Source organism: Sinorhizobium sp. P24N7 (assembly GCF_042436655.1).
Taxonomy (GTDB): domain Bacteria; phylum Pseudomonadota; class Alphaproteobacteria; order Rhizobiales; family Rhizobiaceae; genus Sinorhizobium; species Sinorhizobium meliloti_A.
The window spans coordinates 39,590-56,112 of the sequence record NZ_JBHMIW010000021.1 but is presented as its reverse complement, the minus strand read 5'-3'; the positions used below and the strand labels follow the sequence as shown (position 1 = coordinate 56,112).

At 60.2% G+C, this 16,523-nt stretch carries 18 protein-coding genes; 2 read left to right on the top strand and 16 right to left on the bottom strand.

The features are described from left to right. Positions 1-5 precede the first annotated feature (5 nt). The 12 genes from virB10 to ACFHWW_RS29150 are packed head-to-tail and all read right to left on the bottom strand — an operon-like array spanning position 6 to position 9,102. Positions 6-1,178 carry a type IV secretion system protein VirB10 gene (virB10, locus tag ACFHWW_RS29205; RefSeq protein ID WP_379942660.1) on the bottom strand — a complete coding sequence of 391 codons (1,173 nt, stop codon included), beginning with the start codon at positions 1,176-1,178 and terminating at the stop codon, positions 6-8. Between the two features lie 12 nt (positions 1,179-1,190). Beyond that, a complete protein-coding gene (virB9, locus tag ACFHWW_RS29200; protein WP_379942658.1) occupies positions 1,191-2,042 on the bottom strand; it encodes a P-type conjugative transfer protein VirB9 in 852 nt (283 codons plus the stop codon). Continuing rightward, positions 2,042-2,713 (bottom strand): virB8 family protein, encoded by a 672-nt coding sequence (locus ACFHWW_RS29195; RefSeq protein ID WP_379942656.1) that lies wholly within the window; start codon positions 2,711-2,713, stop codon positions 2,042-2,044. Before ACFHWW_RS29195 ends, virB9 begins: the two co-directional genes overlap by 1 nt. A gap of 4 nt (positions 2,714-2,717) precedes the next feature. Further along, positions 2,718-2,990: a hypothetical protein gene (locus ACFHWW_RS29190; protein WP_379942654.1), complete on the bottom strand. Its 273-nt coding sequence runs from the start codon at positions 2,988-2,990 to the stop codon at positions 2,718-2,720. A 36-nt stretch (positions 2,991-3,026) separates the two neighbouring features. Further along, complete coding sequence (locus ACFHWW_RS29185) at positions 3,027-3,962, bottom strand: type IV secretion system protein (RefSeq protein ID WP_379942652.1); 936 nt, start codon at positions 3,960-3,962, stop codon at positions 3,027-3,029. A 5-nt stretch (positions 3,963-3,967) separates the two neighbouring features. Next, positions 3,968-4,201 carry an EexN family lipoprotein gene (locus ACFHWW_RS29180; protein ID WP_379942650.1) on the bottom strand — a complete coding sequence of 78 codons (234 nt, stop codon included), beginning with the start codon at positions 4,199-4,201 and terminating at the stop codon, positions 3,968-3,970. Further along, entirely contained in the window at positions 4,198-4,896 is a 699-nt protein-coding gene (gene virB5 / locus ACFHWW_RS29175; protein WP_379942648.1) for a P-type DNA transfer protein VirB5, read from the bottom strand. The genes ACFHWW_RS29180 and virB5 overlap by 4 nt, the downstream gene beginning before the upstream one ends. Next, positions 4,896-7,277 (bottom strand): VirB4 family type IV secretion/conjugal transfer ATPase, encoded by a 2,382-nt coding sequence (locus ACFHWW_RS29170; protein ID WP_379942646.1) that lies wholly within the window; start codon positions 7,275-7,277, stop codon positions 4,896-4,898. Before ACFHWW_RS29170 ends, virB5 begins: the two co-directional genes overlap by 1 nt. Further along, complete coding sequence (locus ACFHWW_RS29165) at positions 7,270-7,611, bottom strand: type IV secretion system protein VirB3 (protein ID WP_379942644.1); 342 nt, start codon at positions 7,609-7,611, stop codon at positions 7,270-7,272. Before ACFHWW_RS29165 ends, ACFHWW_RS29170 begins: the two co-directional genes overlap by 8 nt. Before the next feature lie 4 nt (positions 7,612-7,615). Then, positions 7,616-7,915: a TrbC/VirB2 family protein gene (locus ACFHWW_RS29160; protein WP_379942642.1), complete on the bottom strand. Its 300-nt coding sequence runs from the start codon at positions 7,913-7,915 to the stop codon at positions 7,616-7,618. Further along, complete coding sequence (locus tag ACFHWW_RS29155; protein WP_379942640.1) at positions 7,912-8,580, bottom strand: lytic transglycosylase domain-containing protein; 669 nt, start codon at positions 8,578-8,580, stop codon at positions 7,912-7,914. The genes ACFHWW_RS29160 and ACFHWW_RS29155 overlap by 4 nt, the downstream gene beginning before the upstream one ends. A 3-nt stretch (positions 8,581-8,583) precedes the next feature. After that, a complete protein-coding gene (locus ACFHWW_RS29150; protein WP_379942755.1) occupies positions 8,584-9,102 on the bottom strand; it encodes a hypothetical protein in 519 nt (172 codons plus the stop codon). Between the two features lie 97 nt (positions 9,103-9,199). On the opposite strand from ACFHWW_RS29150, the gene ACFHWW_RS29145 reads away from it, so the two are divergent. Both ACFHWW_RS29145 and ACFHWW_RS29140 read left to right on the top strand, forming a co-directional pair. Next, a complete protein-coding gene (locus ACFHWW_RS29145; protein ID WP_379942638.1) occupies positions 9,200-9,568 on the top strand; it encodes a MarR family transcriptional regulator in 369 nt (122 codons plus the stop codon). A gap of 240 nt (positions 9,569-9,808) precedes the next feature. Next, the gene (locus tag ACFHWW_RS29140) at positions 9,809-9,907 is read left to right on the top strand and encodes a CPCC family cysteine-rich protein (protein WP_379942753.1); all 99 of its coding nucleotides are present in this window, start codon (positions 9,809-9,811) and stop codon (positions 9,905-9,907) included. Between the two features lie 593 nt (positions 9,908-10,500). On the opposite strand, the gene ACFHWW_RS29135 is transcribed toward ACFHWW_RS29140, so the two are convergent. The 4 genes from ACFHWW_RS29135 to ACFHWW_RS29120 form a co-directional block, all read right to left on the bottom strand. Next, complete coding sequence (locus ACFHWW_RS29135; RefSeq protein WP_379942636.1) at positions 10,501-12,804, bottom strand: AGE family epimerase/isomerase; 2,304 nt, start codon at positions 12,802-12,804, stop codon at positions 10,501-10,503. A 31-nt stretch (positions 12,805-12,835) separates the two neighbouring features. Then, positions 12,836-14,383, bottom strand: a complete 1,548-nt coding sequence (locus ACFHWW_RS29130; RefSeq protein WP_379942634.1) for a phosphomannomutase/phosphoglucomutase — start codon at positions 14,381-14,383, stop codon at positions 12,836-12,838. A gap of 36 nt (positions 14,384-14,419) precedes the next feature. Beyond that, positions 14,420-15,244 (bottom strand): DNA-binding response regulator, encoded by an 825-nt coding sequence (locus ACFHWW_RS29125; protein ID WP_379942632.1) that lies wholly within the window; start codon positions 15,242-15,244, stop codon positions 14,420-14,422. 299 nt (positions 15,245-15,543) lie between these two features. Further along, entirely contained in the window at positions 15,544-16,275 is a 732-nt protein-coding gene (locus tag ACFHWW_RS29120; RefSeq protein WP_379942630.1) for a Crp/Fnr family transcriptional regulator, read from the bottom strand. Positions 16,276-16,523: the final 248 nt, after the last annotated feature.

Here is a 16,523-nt window from a genome sequence, read left to right as displayed (position 1 = left end):
CACCCCTACTTTGTCACCAACGCCGATTGGGGACTGAAGTCACCCAGCATAGCCCGGTCAAGAATTCTGTTCTTCGGTTCCGTTACTCGAAGCCTGTAGACGCCAGAAAAGTCGAGGTCGCGCGCGACGAAGATCGATACAAGCTCGCCTTGGTGCTTCAGGAGCGTCGGCGGGATGTTAATCGACTGCTCCACTACAATCGCTGCGGCCTGCTGGCCCCCGCCGGTGGTATTCTGCGCATCGACGTCGCTGTCCTGCAGGCGGCTGTTGGCATAACTCGTGGCGTCTCCTACTATAGAGAGGAGAAGGGCACTGCCGAAGCGCTCCCACCAATGGGTGTCGACATCGCCGTCGACGCCGGCACGGCCGAGCGCATCGGTCGCCGGTGACGCCAGCGTGACGATGACGCCGTTCGGCGTCTTCGCACGGCTCCAAAGCACGAACAGGCGCTTTTGCCCACGCTGTAAACCGCCACGGTATTCGCCGACAATCTGTGTGCCTCTTTCCAGTAGAACGACCCGGCCGTTGTCCGAGAGGACATCGCGATTGATCACACAACTGGTGAATCCGGGCTGGTCGGACGCCAGAGCCGTTTCGAGTACACAGGGGATCGACGTCCCCATGGCGACGATGAAGTCGCGATTGCCGAGCGTGCCGGCACGCGAGCCTTCGAGCTTGGTCGGTCGTAACAGGCCGTCGAACCGCTGCTCGTCGCTGTTCTGCTGGTTCTGCCCTATCATATTGCTATCGAACGGCAGGAAATTGCTGTTCGCAGCCGTCTCCGAACGATCCGCCTCGCGGCGCTGCGTCGCATTTTTCTGCCCACCACTGAAGGCCATGACCGGCGCGCGACGAGCAGAGTCGAGCAGTTCATCCTTCTCCTTGGTGACTGGTTCTACGACCGGGGTTGGCAGCTTCACTTCCGGGACCGCCTGCGTCGGCTCGACCTTCTCCTTGGCAGCCTCAAAGTCGCTTGTCTGCCGAATAACGATGCGCTCGGGTTGCGCGTTCTCATCTTTCGCTTCTTTCCCGGTTGTCGACCAAAGGGCAAAACCAACGAACGCCACGACGGCGAGCGCCACCGCGCCGCGCTTGAGCACGGGGCTATTGTCGATGCGCCGGCCGGTCACCGTTTCGGCACGCTCTCCGGGAATGCGGGTTTCGTCTTCCTGAGCCATGATTCCCCTCCCCTATTGAACAGCGTCGTCGGCTTTTACGACGCGCTCGACCGACGGTGATGTTGTGTTGGTGTCCGGGTTGATGCCGACACGATCGTAGGCCTCATTGAAAACGCACAGCACATCCTTGCCACGGCGCAGGATGAACTTGCGGCTGATCGCGTGAACCATCACCAGATTGCCATCGACCGACTTCGGCACCAGGCTCTCGGAGCCGTCGGAGTTCTCCATGTAAATGGCGGGCATCTCCTGATTGCCGACGAACGCGAAGGTCGTGACCTTGCCGTTGTCGTAGACGCTCTGCGGTTCCAGCGCCTGCGCCCCTTGTGCCGAATAGCGCCAGTTGCGCGGCCCAAATGCTTCATGAAGAGCCAGCACATTGTCGGCTTCCTTCGCCTGGTTGGCGAGTGCGCGAGCGGCGGCCTGCCGGCGGCGGAGCTCCGCCTCATCACCGGGATAGCGAAATTTCACATAGAAGTATGTGTTCTGGCCGACCGCGACGGAGCCGTCGCGTACGGTGAGTTCCATCTGATAGCTGCGCGTCGATCCATCCCGGCGCGTCGTCACCACGGAAATGTTCGTCACCGGCTGGTTCTCCCGCGGTTTCAGGAACAGGATATTGCCGGCCGGCGCGACCTCCCAGGCGACGCTGTTGCCAAGCGCGACATGGGCGATCTCCTCGTCGGGAGCGAACTCGACCTGCACGGACGAACGCAGCGAACCGATGATGCGGGTGATGTTGTAGGGCTGGTAATCGACGAAACGCACGCGGCTGTCCTGCGATGCGCCGCGGGGGATTTCGAGTGCAAGCGCCGAAGATGTCGAGCCGGCGAGAAGAAGTGCGAGGATAGCTGCGGTCCGCATCAGTTGATCGCCTCCGGATCGGCCCGGTATTCGCTGACCGCAAAACCAAGGGGGTTCACAAGCCGGTCGGTCGACGACATCGGTGCGTTCACGTAAGCAAAGGTGAGTGTCGCCACCCAATGGGTCGTGCGGACCTCCTCGCCGCGGGTAATCGTGCGCATGTAGCGGACCGAGACCACATTCGGGTTGATCAGCGAGATCGAGGCGATGCTGATGCGCGCTGTGGCGCCGCGCCCATATATGTTCTGCGGCGATTCCGGATTGCTGCCGCGATAGAAGGCCGCGAACCGGGCTTGCTCCGGCTGGGTCGACAGAAGCGCGACGGTGCGGAAGTTTTCCTCCGCCTCGCTCCAGACATAACCCTCGCGAGCACGGACATATTTGGCCGCCAAGTATTTGGTCACCGCCTCGTCGTAGGTCCCGGCCGTCGACGTCAGCGCCGATACGACATCGACGATTCCGGTCGAATTGTCGACCCGCACGACAAAGGGCTCCACCGTCTTCAGCGGCGTAAGACCGGCGACTGCAAAGATCGAGGCGCCGGCGATGATGCTGGCGACGATGGCAATCGTCCAGGCGATGCGGTTCGATCGTTCCACCTGAGCCATACGGTCCTGATCGAAACGCCGCGCCTTATCGAAATATGTCTTGAGTTCATCCCCTGAAACCATGGCGTCACCCCTCGCAACGTCGGTAAGAAGCATCAATGGTGAGATGGGCGAAAGCCGGCGGCTCCCTGCTTTCCTCTACATAGGGTGTGGCCGCGTGCTGGGAGGCCGACCGCGTATTCGAATGCTTCTGGTTGAGATTGCTCTTGTCCTCCCATTGCCACATCGAGCGATTGAGCGGCCTGCGCGAATAGCCGTCGCATTTGGGGAGCGGATAGGTCAGCGATGCGCAGCCGGTTAAAACCGCCGCCACGCAGAGCAGCGAAAACGTTTTGATCATTCCGGAAAAGCCTTTTTCTTGTTCGTGCGAAGGACGTCATGAGCGGGCGCCCCTCGATCTGAAAGTCCGCCCGACGGCACGAACTCCGCGCCCGGCGGCCTGGAAGCTGCGTGAGGCAGCCCAGGCGAGCGTACTCTCGTGGGCGTCTCGGGCTGCGCCATATCCGTAAGTCAGCGAAGCGCCGCCGGCGGCCAGCGCCGAAGCGATGCTGGGAAGCTGATAGAAGACGTAGAGAGCAGCGAGGCAGATGGCGCAAAGAGCGATCGGGCGCATCAGCACGTCGCTATATCCCTGAATTGCCGTGAAGGTCGTGTCGATGCAGGTGATCAGCAGCGAGCCGACGGCCACGACGAGGACCTGAAGGATCACGAAATTGGCAAGCTGCCCGATCCAAGCCTCGGTGAAGCGTCGCGTTGACTGGAACATGGCGAGCGCCACGAAAATCGGCCCGATCGCCAGAACGATGGCGAGCGCCAGCCGGGCGTAGAGCGAAACGATGTAGCCGATCGCAGCGACGATGAAGCTTGCGCCGATCACCATCATGCCACCGACGCCCGTGACAATGTCGACCGGCCAGGAACCACGCGACCAGATATCGGTAGCAGAGGCCTGCCCCTTGTCGAGCAGGCTATCAAAGGTCGAGGCGCTCGGCGCCATACCGGTGTTCAGCGCCTGGGAGACCTCGCGCGGCAGGACGTCGAAGAAGATGTTGGTGACATAGGTCTGATATTCGCTGGCGTTCTTCACCATCATCACGATGATGGCGAGCTTGATTGCCCGGTAGGCGAAATCGAGGATCGGTTCCTGGATCGAACCGCGAAGGACGAGATAGCCGTAGAGTACAACGTAGAGGGTGACCGCCGCCGTCAACGGGCCTGAGACCCACTCTGAGATGTTCGACGTTCCGTCGGAGATGAAGGTCTCCAGGGGGGTCTTGAACTGCTCGTCGACAAAGCTGAACACCTCATACATGCGCATCAGCCTCCCAAGGAGTCACGCATACGCTGGAGCCGCAGCTTGCCGTCGGCGGCTTCGGCGTTCCTGCAGTTCGTGGTGTCGCGAAGCTCGCCTGGATTGTTACGGCACTTCGTGATGATGTCGGTAAGCAGCGCCTCGTCTGCCAGCAACTCATCGACGGTGTAGCTCCTGTCAGACGGTTCCGAGCAGGCCGCCAGACCAAGCACTGCCAGAAGAAGGAGCAGTCTCCTCATTGCAGGGCCGCCCTCATCGTGTCCATGCGCTGGCGCCAGTCCTCGGCCTTACGCTGTTCGTCCACCTGCGCCTGAGCCTGCTGCACCATCCGCAGCCCCTCCATCCGCAGCACATCGGTCTGGAGGAAAGCCGTTTCGGCCTGAAGCCGCGCCTGAAGGTCGGCGATATCCTTGGCGTCGCCAGCCGTGGAGATCTTTTGCCGCAACTGGTCGATACCATCGATGCGCTTGGTCGCGGCGTCATAGATCTGCTCGCCAAGGCTCATCTGCCCGGCATTCCTGTTCTGGATGCGGGAAAGCTCCTGCGCATAGAAGTCGTCGGCGCTGGTCCGGTAGGTCGTATTGCCTTCGAGGAAGTTCGACGCGGAATCGCCGAAGAGGCCGGTGGCGTTGCCCTTGAACAATCCTTCAATGGCATTGAAATCTGCCGGCAGCGCCTTGCGGATCGCCGGATCGTTCAGGACGCTGGCGACATCGGCCATGTCGGTCAGCTTATTCAACGAACCATAAAGCTGCTGCGCCTGCTCGATCTGCTGATGCAGGGCATCGAGCTGGGACTTCAACTGCGCAATGCTCTCGATGTGCTTGGCGATCGCCGTCTGGTCGACCACCGGGATCCCCTGCCCCGCCGCACTGCCGGCGGAAAGGATCAGCGCCGCGGCGATTGCCGCACCGTGAAGTCGATGGAAAGCCATCAGCTCGCACTCCTTCTTTGTTGGAAAACGGGAAGCCAGTCCTTGGCACCGTCGCCCACGTCCGCGCGAATGGCATCGGCGAGTTCGATATTGGCGGTCCGGCCGGAGAGGATAGCGAGCTCGTCGTCGAAGCCATTGAGATCTAGCTCGGCAACGACGCTCTTATGGCCCTGCTTCAGCACGAACCGGCGACTCTCGACGGAGAGCTCGCGCGCGATCAGCTCGTATTCGCGCTCCGTCAGCTTGAAGCCGTCGACATAGTCGGCGTGGTTGCCGCGGGCGTTCGGCAGGAAAATCTGGGTCGGGCATTGCTCGATGATGGTATGGGCGATCGGCGAGACGATCGCATCGCGCGGGCTCTGCGTGGCGAACAGCATGAGGCCGTTCTGCTTGCGGATCGTCTTGAGCTTATTCTGGGCGAGATCACGAAAGCCTTCGTCCTGAAGCGCCTTCCAGAACTCGTCGATGACGATGATGATCCTGCGGCCGTCGATCAGTTGCTCGACGCGATGAAAAAGATAGGCCATTAGCGGCGTGCGAATCTCCTCGTTGTCGAGGAAGTCGGTCATGTCATAGCCGACGAACTTGCCGCCGACACCAAACTCGCCGAAGCCGATGTCCTCGATGACATTGTCGAAAACCCAGCCGAGCGGCCCTCCCCTCTCCCACCGCCGCAGCCTTGCCGCGATACCTTCTGGATCGGTGTTGTCGAGAAAAGTCCTGAGCGCGCCGATCGTCCGCCGCTCCACCGGCAGGTCGGCAAGGCCGTCAATGGCGGAAGTGATATCGCGGAGTTCGGTAACGGTCAGTTCCCGAGACGATGAGCCGGCGAGTTTCCCGATCCAGCGCGTCAGAAAAACCTTGTTCTCCGGCGTGAGTTCGAGGGCCTTCAGGGGAGCGCAGCCGGTCGGGACACCGTTCTTGAGGGGAAGGTAGGTGCCGCCGGCGGCGCGCACGTAGAGATCGGCTCCCCTGTCCTTGTCGAAGAACACCACATGCGGATCGTGCTTTTCGAGCTGCGACAGCATGAAGTTGAGAAGCACGGTCTTACCGGCGCCGGAGGGTCCGCAGACGAAGGTGTTGCCGAGATCGCCATAGTGGAAATTGAAATAATACGGAGACCCCGAGGCCGTTTTGAGCAGGGTGACGGCGGGACCCCATTCGTTGCCGTCCTTCCGGCCGAGTGGATAGGCGTGGAAGGGCGACAAGGCTGCGAAATTCCGCGACGTGATCGCTCCGGACCGGGCGCGGTAACGGAAGTTTCCCGGCAGCTGCGCCCACCAGGCCGCCTCAAGGCCAAGATCTTCGCGCGCGACGACTGCGCCGCCACTGATTAGGCTGGCACGCGCCTTGGCGAAGTTGTCGGTCAGTTCCTTCACCGACGGGGCGAAGACGGAAAGCGTCAGGTGGTGCTCTCCCAGCACGAACCGGTTGGACTCCAGATCGTCCATGGCCTCGTCGAGCTCCTCGATCTGCGAGGCGGCTTTGTCGCCGCTGCTCACCATCTGGTTCTGCTTGCGGCCCATGATCGCGCGCGCGTCGGCCTTCGAGACGAAGGAGAAGGATTGGGCCAGGATCAGTTCGAAAGGGCTGGTGAGCACGCCATCAAGCATGCCGGTCCTGGTGCGGGCCGGATATTCCTTGAAACTCAGCATGCCGGCAAAGCGGCTCGTCGCCTCGTGCCGGATCTCGATCGTCTCGCGGCCCACGATGACGCGGTCGGAGTAGATCGCCGAGGCGATGCGCCCGTCGGTCAGCGGGATCGGCTCCCGTCGGCCACCGACGATCTGGTGCAGGACCTCGCTTGGTTCCGAGAGCAGCAAGCCATCGTGCTCGTAAAGTGACAGTACGCGCGGTTCGAAGCGCTTCAACGCCGCCGTGACATCGACGACCTTATCGCGAAGCTGCTTGAAGGCCTCCTGATCCAGCTCGATGCCAGCGCGACGAGCGTGACGCAGGCGGGACAACAGTTTCGCCGCCTTGTCGGCCGGATCGCGCGCCGGAGACCACAGGATCGACAGGTAGAGATCGTTGCGAAACAGATCCTCGCCCACCATGCGCGCGCGGTACTTGTCATTGAGCGCGGCGGAGAACGGCGTGGTGAACGTGCCTTCCGGATAGCTGTTGTCGCGACGGCGGATGAGATGGGTCCAAAGGGCAAGCCGTTCGTCGGCTATGTTCCGATAAAGCGTGTTAAGGTCGCGGTGAAGCGCGTTCAGGTCGAGAACGTCCGCGGTCTCGAAGGAGACGCCCTCAAGCGCGATCATCACCATCAGCGCGCGGGAATCGAGCGCGATCGTAGATTCGTCGACGTGGCGGACATAGGGAATGAAGGTCTCCGGGCCAAGCTCGCGAGACCTGAGTGTGGCGAGACTAGGCAAATCCGAGGTCCTTTTCGTCGTAACGCCGGGCCTGCCTCAGTGGCGAAAGCGTCGCCCCACCCCAATAGAAGCCGTTGCGTGACCGGCCGCGCGTCTCCACCCAGGCAAGCAGGATGCGAAACATGTTGTGGTCGTGCTTGACGAGCGCGCGGAACACCAGATGGAAGACGACGCCGACAGCCAAGTAGGCGACCGAGCCGGCAACGATGAAGAGAATGGTCGTCAGCATGATGTTCACGCCCATCGCTTCCATCGTCACGCCGGCGATCGTCGCCGGCCGGGTGCATGCGATGAACAGCGTGTCGTCCTCGAGCGTTGGCCGCGCGGTCGCCATGACATCAGCTTCCGACGATGGTGTTCACAAGTTCGGTGGCACCGAAGATGCCGCCGATGCCGATGATCCAGAACCCTGCCCGTCTCAGATCCATGTAGCCGAACATCCAGGCGATGCAGATCACGATCACCGCGATGACGGCCAGCAGCTTGGCGATGTTGCCGGTCAGCATATCGACGATGTTCTGCAGCACGGTCTCGATGCCGGCGGCTTGCGCGAAGGCCGGTTCGACCAGGGTGACCACAATGGCGACGGCCATTAAACCGCTGGCGGCCATTGGGCGGATACGGGAACTTAAAGTCATTCACTCTGCTCCATTTGACTGTTCTGAAACACGAGGACGGAAGACTTCCGCCGCGAACTGAAAACGTCCCAGGACTGCGTCGAGGCCGCTTCCGCCTGGAATTCGTCCCTGCCGGCATTGACAGCCACATCGGTAGGAGGCGCTTCGTTGTCTCCCCTCCCCTGCCCGCCATCGCTGATCGTGAGCGTCGCAAGCGTCTTGCCGAGCCGCCTCGCTTCCTCGCGGACCTGCTCGTCGTATTGAACCATGGCGCCGACGGAGGGATCGTCTCGGCCGTAGTAGGATTGCAGCATCACTTGTTCGGCCTGGTTCGGCTCCGCGCCGGCCTTCACAGCGAGCCGGAAATAGCCGTCGAGCAGCGTCGCGGTGGCCTGAAGGTTGAGGCACGGATCGAAGGCGTCGGAGATCGATAGTTTCAGGTTCCGAAGTTCCTCCAAGCCAATACCACCGAGGCCGAGTTGGATGTCCTGCCGCTCGGCTACGAGCGATGTGGCGATCTCGATCGCTTCCGCCTTGGTCGCGGGCTGCTGCGAAAGTTTGGCGCCGCTGTTGATCCGGATGGCCAACGGCTCGAATCTGCTTTCAAGACTGACGACGCCGGCGAGTGTCTCGGCCGCAACCATTGGTGCGCACGTTTGCGCCAGATCGAGGAACGCAACAGGCATAGCTCAGTACCACACCCTTTGTTTGCTGACGCCGTCGATGGTCACATCGACATAATGGGGTTGCGCGCGGACGTTCGGCCGCGTCGTCACATAGCGTTGGCACTTCATGCGGCCCTCGCTCCGGCGCCACATCGCCGAGGTGCTCCGATCATTGTCGGAATAGCACTCATCACTTGAGACGGTTTGTGGCGTGGTCGAGATGCAGCTCGCCTCGCGCCCACGATCTCCATACCGCGTCGTCAGGCGGTAGCCATCATTGCAGTAATACGGCTGGTATCTGGGGCGCGAGGCCTGGAACCCAACGCCGCTGCAGGTCGGAAAAGAGTGTCCCTTTGCAAGCGCGCGCCAGAGCTTCTCGATCGGAGGCCGGCACTCCGCATACTGCGTCGGACCAACCGGATTGGAAAGGCACAGGATAACCTTGCATCCCCACTCGTCCGCTCGCGCTTTACCGTCGAAAACCAGATGGAATGACGCTAAGCTGACCGCAGCGACGACTGCCTGCATGAGAGACTTGTCCATGATCACTACCCTTCACCGACGCAAGCATTTGCGGAGCCTAGCAGGCTCTGCGGCTTTCGCGAGTCGTTTTACAATCATATATCTGATAGTATAGAAGATGACAAGCGCACTCAACGCACATTGGCAGAGCCAGCTTTTTGCGGCCTACGCCTTGCAAGAAGTCCTCGACAAGCCGATCGACGGGGAGACTCCGCAATCGCGGCTGAAGCAGCTTGGGATGATGACGGTCCTCTACATGATGCACCAGAGCCACGAAAAGCTAACGCTTTCAAACATCGTTAAAATCACCGGATTGACGCGCAATGCCGTGGCGGAATCGGTCGATCCACTCGTTGAGCGAGGCATACTTACAGAGACAATTGTGAAGAACTCCATGGGGCGCGGAACTGCGAGGCAATTCGAGTTCTGTCCCGACCTATTTGAGAGACTAAAGCTGAGCGCACATCAAAGAAAGCCGCAGAATTAGTGTCTATTATCTGACACTAAGGTTCATGTAAGGCGCGAGATCACGGCCGCTTTCGGCGCACCGTCTATCAAGTCCGCCCTGGCGCTTGCCGTTGGGCCCCACCATGTGGCCACGCCGGCGCAAGAGCAGGAAGGCAGTGAGCTGCAACTTGCGGGAGAAGTTGCTGGCCGCCTGCTCCGGCGAACAAAAGCCGGGCAAGACGAGCCGATACAGACGAGTGCGAGGTTGCCTAAGTGACCAATATCGCTAACCGAAGCTCGTCCAAACTATTCAGCTTTTGGGGCAAGCGAAATACGCTTCGTCACCAAGGTGCGAGCGGCAGTGCCGCCGAAAAGGTGATGGTACTCATCAGGTGGTCGCTAGCGGCATTCTCCGATCGCGAAACGCTGGCTACGCACAATTGCGTACTGCGTTCAACTTGCCACCGTCACAATCAACGCGCAGATTACAAGTCCTCCCTCGTGCCCTCGTGCCGTTGACCACGGATGTACTGGCAGCGGCATGAGGTTGCGGCTGCTCAGATCTAGGCAGGATTTCTCGTCCGCCTCCCATCATCATCAGGTCGAACAGCGGTAGCGCTTCTTTGCATCTGGCGCGCACCAGAAGCGGCGTCGCATCGGCGACCTTTCGGCATGGATTGGGCTTGAAAGGATTGGCGTGAGATTGGGAAGCCCAGCGGTGCCTCACCGTTACCTACGGCAAATCCTAGGTCCAGCACACCGATTGCGGAGAACCGTTTTGGCTGGCAGTGATAAGCATCCGCATCAACAGGACATATGCGCGCAGGTCTATACGACATAAACCCCTTGTGATTTGGACATTATCCTCGCGGGGAGGCAACAATGCCTATTTGCTCGCTAAGAAAAGCTCAACAGATCACCCACCGTTGAATGCCTGTAGCGGACCTACGTCGGTGCCGCTTCGGGGTTTCATTACACAGTTTCCTTATTGAGTGCGGCTGAAGGGTCTGCGACACCGACGCTTTGAGAAAAAGAAGGCAGTCGATAGAGAGCTTCTTCCGTCTTATCGAGATACTGCATAAGGGCGGTCACGAGGTGATAGAATATGGAAGCTGGCACTTCAGTCGCAACGGCCCTACCCTTATCGTCGATACGGTCGATCCACATGCCGAGCGGCGCCGGGTCGATGTGCCACCGGAACAGGCGACCGACACGCGCCTCGATCTCCGGCTTGAGATCCGGTCCACCCGTGCCTTCAAGCGCGAGCGCGGCTTTGACCGCCTCGGCCTGCGGCCAACTGCGCGAGATGAGGTCAAGCGGGAGGGCGGCACGCGACACCGCTCCGTAAGCCAGTCCTGTGGATCGATTGAGCCCAGTTGCTATCGCGGAAGCGTAGAGCTTGCGGGCAAAAGCAATCAAATCCGTTTGCCTACTTTTTGCGGCAAACTCGACGAGAAGCGAGGCCCATTCGAAATGATGGCCAGGCTCGGTCCACTGGCCCTTTTCACCGGCGGCCGGCCTCCAGGCCTCGTCGAAATATTCGCCGAGCGTCCAGCTTTCGGTATCGAAGAAATGGCTGCGGAACAGATCGATGATGCGGGCAGCCCGGCGCAGATAACCCCGCTCGCCCGTTGCTGCGTACCAGGCGAGGAAAGCCTCGAGAAGATGCATATGCGGGTTGCTCCGGCGCAACTCGGTACCGTCTGATGTCTCGAGGAAACCGGTCAGTCTGTCGTCCTCCAGGTGTTCGTCGAGAAAGGCGAAGGTCTCCTGGCCGAGCCGCAGAGCGTCTGGATTGCCGGCTTGGTGTGCGTGAGCGAGCATCAACAGGACACAGGCATGATCGTAAGCATCCTCACACGCATCGGCAATCGTGCCGTCTTCCTGAAGCACCCGCGCCCAGCCGCCGCGTTGAGTACGTCCTTTCTCCATGAACGCAATGCCATGCTCGATCAACCGGTCGGCATCGCCGTCCCAGCCGCGTAGCTTTGCCACGGAAAAGGCGTAGACCTGACGGGCCATGGTGCGCATACGCTTTGGCTTCATCAGCGGCGCAGCCTCGAAACTCATGGCTTCGTGGAAGCCGCCATGGCGCTCGTCGACACCCACCGTAGACCACAGCGGCAGCGTTTCCTCGAACAGCCAGTGAGCGACCCGCTCACGCCAGGCACCGGGCTGAAGCACGCGACCGTGAGCCGGGGTGAACTTCGTCTCCAAACGCCCGCTCTTCTCTAGTTGTTCGACGATGCGCTTGACCTCCTGGCTCTTGGCGACCGGCGCCACGAAGGTGGCGTCAGCCGTGGACACGATCGCGACGTCTCGGAGACCGATGACCGAGAGCAGCCGACCCTGGCTGCGCAGGTAGGAGCGCTCGCAATCGATTGCGACGACGTCGCCGATCACCACGTTGCCGTTCCCGTCGGTAGGGCTGATATCGAGCAGCGACTGCCAGGAGCCGAGGTCGCTCCAACAGAAGCTCGCCGGCACCATCGCGATGCCGCTCGCATGCTCCATGATCGCATAGTCGATCGAGGCAGAGGGGATTGTCGAATATTGCTCAATTGGAAGGTAGGTGCCCGACACCTCGGTCGCTGCCGCCGCGAAGGCGCACTCTGTCTTTTGCCAGATCACGGCCTGATGCTTGCGGAAGGCTGCGCGCATAGCGCCGGCGCGAAACAGGAAAATGCCAGCGTTCCAGAAAAAGGTTCCGGACGCGACATAGGCCTTCGCCATCTCCAGTCCAGGCTTCTCAACAAACCGGGCGACATCACGAACATCGCCCTTACCAACCGACTCTATGTAGCCGTACCCAGTTTCCGGCTGGTCCGGCGGGATGCCGAAGACAACAAGTCTGCCGGCTTCGGCCGCCGGCACGCCCTTTTCCACTGTATTCCAGAACTGCTCCTCGGTCGAAATCTCGTGGTCGGAGGGCACAACCAAGACCAGTCCGTCGCCGTGAGCGGCAATCGTCTGGAGTGCAGCCACAGCGACCGCGGCAGCCGTATTTCGGCCAACCGGCTCGAAGATCGCGTGACCACCCGCCAAATCGATGCCGGCCAGGTCGGCACGCATCCGCTCAGAATGGCGCTCCGACGCGATCACGTGGACTGGCGTGTCCCCAGCCGGTCGAGCCTTCAGCCGCCGCACGGTGTTGACCAGCATCGAGCCGTGGCCGGCAAGGTCATGGAATTGCTTCGGATTGTCCTCGCGTGAAAGTGGCCAAAGCCGCGAACCGACGCCGCCGCTCATTACGAAGCAGGAAATCCGTTCCGGCATAACTTCGCCCTCTTCCCTTGCTCGCTTCCGGCTAGAAGGTCTGGTTGTAGGCGCCGACCTCCGGATTTTCCCTGAGTACGCAGTCGACCGCCTCGAACATGGCGCGCTGGCGTGCTTCCGACACCGGGCTTTCGACCACGACGACGAGCTCCGGCTTGTTGGAGGATGCCCGCACCAGTCCCCAGGTGCCGTCCTCGGCCACCACGCGCACGCCGTTAACGGTGACGAGATCGGCAATCATCTGTCCTGCGACAGGGACTCCGTCCCGCTGCATCGCCCGGAACCGCTCCACCACCCGTTCGACCACGATATACTTCACCTCATCGGCGCAAGGTGGCGACATGGTTGGTGAACTCCAGGTCATCGGCAGCGCCCGGTAGATGTCGGCCATGCTTCTGTTCGGACTGCGGTCGAGCATCTCACAGATCGACATCGCGGTGATCAACCCATCGTCATACCCGCGCCCGAGAGGCGGATTGAAGAAGAAGTGGCCCGACTTCTCGAAGCCCGCGATGGCGCCCAGTTCAGCGACCCTTCGTTTAATGTAGGAATGGCCGGTCTTCCAGTAGTCGGTGCGCGCACCGTTCGCCTTCAGCACCGGATCGCTCGCGAAGAGCCCGGTCGATTTGACGTCGACCACGAAAACCGAACCAGGATTCAAAGCGGAAATATCGCGTGCCAACATCACACCGATCTTGTCGGCGAAGATCTCGCAGCCCTCGTTGTCGACCACCCCGCAGCGATCGCCATCGCCGTCGAAGCCCAGGCCGACATCGGCGCCGCTCTCCAAGACCTTGTCCCGGATGGCATGGAGCATCTTCAGGTCCTCGGGATTGGGATTATAGCGGGGGAAGGAATGGTCCAGCTCGCAGTCGAGCGGGATCACCTCGCAGCCGATCCGTTGCAGCACATCAGGCGCAAAAGCGCCGGCCGTGCCGTTGCCGCAGGCGGCAACGACCTTTAGCTTCCGGCCGATGCGCCTGCCGCGGGTCAGATCGTCGATATAGCGCCGACGGAAGTCGGGAACAAACTCATAGGCTCCGCCGCCGGTCAGGTCGAAGTCAGCTTCCAGTACGATCCTTCTCAACTCCGCCATCTCTTGCGGCCCGAAGGTCAGCGGCCGGGCCATGCCCATCTTAACGCCGGTCCAGCCGTTCTCGTTGTGCGAGGCCGTCACCATCGCGACCGACGGCACGTCGAGTGCGAACTGCGCGAAATAGGCCATCGGAGACAAAGCCAGGCCGATGTCCCTGACCCGGGCGCCTGCGGCCATCAGCCCGCAAACTAATGCCAGCTTGATGCTAAGCGAGTAGGAACGGAAGTCGTGCCCGGTCACGATCTCCGGACCGGCGCCGGAGCGCTGGATGAAGGTGCCGAGCCCCATGCCCAGTGCCTGAGCGCCCATCAGGTTAAGTTCGGGCGCCTTCCCGCCATCGGAGCGCCCGAACCACCACCGCGCATCGTATTCCCGAAACCCCGTCGCCCGTATCAGCGGGCTCGTCTCATAGGTAAATTTGTCGGGCCCGGATTCTTGGGCCCGCCCATTTGCCGACGCCGATTCAAAACGAGCAAAATTCATCTGCACCGCCTCGCGCACCGCCAATTGTTGGAACCATTAACAGGATCGCGGTTCCCGCAGTCCCGGCTTGTCCCGTGCTCCGCCCTCGACGACGAACATATCGCTGAGCTTGTAAGCAACCTCAGTCCGGTTCGTAGCCTTCAGCTTTTTCATGATGTTCCGGATGTGGACCTTTACGGTGCTCTCACGCAGATTGAGCTCGTAGGCAATGATCTTGTTCGCCTTGCCGCGCCTGAGCGCTTGGATGACTTCTTCCTGGCGCTGCGTGAACATCCCCCCCAGAGGCCGTGTCACCTCCCCGCCAGCGACCATGTCCATTCGTGTGGTCAGGACACTGCTGGCGGGGACGAATATCCCGCCGGCTCGCGCGAGATTGACGGCTTGCACACAGACGTCGAACCCGATTGAGGATGGTATATAGCCCCTGACTCCGCACTCAAGTGCCTTGAGGATTTGAGGCAGTTCATCCCAGTCGGATAGGAGCACGACGGGGGTCGGGTCAAATTCCCTTACCAGATCCGAGATTTCGGCCGAATTGCTGGTATCGACAGCCTTTCGACCACCGATATTCAACAGGATTGCCGCGATGGGCGGATGAGGTTCTTTGTCCTTGCGCCATTCATCAACTGAACCATAGGCTAAGACTTGCATGCCGATACCATGCAGCACGAGACATTGGGACAGGCATTCCCTATCGAGCGTTCGGTTGTCCAGCAGGAGCAGAGCCGAGCCCGCTGCCGTGTTGTTATGCGTTTCACTTATTGCCTTGCCAGGAAGAGGTGAGCTCAGCCTGTGGACTTCAAGCGCGCCATTTTCGTGAATTCGAGTCAATGAATGCATGGTACACCCCCACCGCAACATTAGTCGGGCGCAAATAAATGATGAGGTGGCGCTGAACGGTTCACGTCACCCGCTACAAAAAAATGTCAACTTTTGAAAGGGCGCCGGTAAAGCGCCAATCCCCAATAGCAAGCGAGAATACCCCCTAAAAAATCATAGTTCATTAACATAAGTTAATATGCACCATTATTTTATATGTCTGGAAATCTAACCTAAATGGAGCAATTACAGGATACTCTACAGATTAATACGATTTTACAATCCGCTCGCACTATACCCATTTTGAGCTATCTCAAACATCTTGATCTCGCATTCGCATTTCATGTCTCACCAGGCAAACGGAGGTAACCTGGATCGAAATCTGCAAAGTGCTCTAGGCCTTCTTTGTTCAGTAAATGAACGGAACCCTGTCGGAAATCCAAATAGCTCCTCTGTCTCAGTTCGCGCAGCATCCGGTTAACATGGATCGGGGTTACCCCGAGTGTGGCCGCGAGATCATATTGAGTTAGGGGGCATTCAAACCCATGGCTTTTTGCAGCATCCGCCTTCTCTAGGCGCGTCCCCAACTCAAGGAAAAAATGAGCGGTACGTACCAAGGCACTTCTTCGGCCCAGATTGGTCAAGTGCTGAGACAGTATCGCTTTTTCGCGGGCGATCGCCCCGAGCAGGCCAGCGGCAAGGCTCGTGGAATGGGCGAGGCCTAACGAGATCGCCTTGGCGGGCGCCTCGAATAGCATGAGTTCGGTCTGTGCCGTGAATGATTCCAAACCTTCTCCCTCGAAGGCTCGAGAGGCTACAACCTCTCCTTTCAGCGGGAAATCGAGGATCTGCCGCTCGCCATTCGCCAAATTGGTGCAGATGCAGCCCCAACCGGAATGGACGACGAAGATGCGATCCTCCTCGTCTCCCTGTCGGGTAATCACGGCATGCGCGGGGTAACGCCTCGGAATGAAGCCGAGCGACCCAAAGTGGGATTTATCGCTGTCGTTGAGCGCAACCCGGAGTATCGAGGTTTCCAGTGCCCGGGCAAACGCTTCAGACGCAACTGTCATTTGCGGGGCACCCCCTTTCTTTAAACTTGCATAATATACGGAGTGCGCCACAACGTAAGATTGCTAATGCGAGCTAATGCGAAATCGGTACCGTGCTCCCCGCTTGTGACCTTGTGAGGTCTTGTCTCGCACATTGAGTTGTGGCTGAGCGACGAGGCAATCTCACGCTTTTGCGAAGTACTCAGTGCGGTCCCGCTTGCTCGTTAAATTTCTGCGTCGCTACCGCAAGGTGAAGCCGCCGTGTTTGG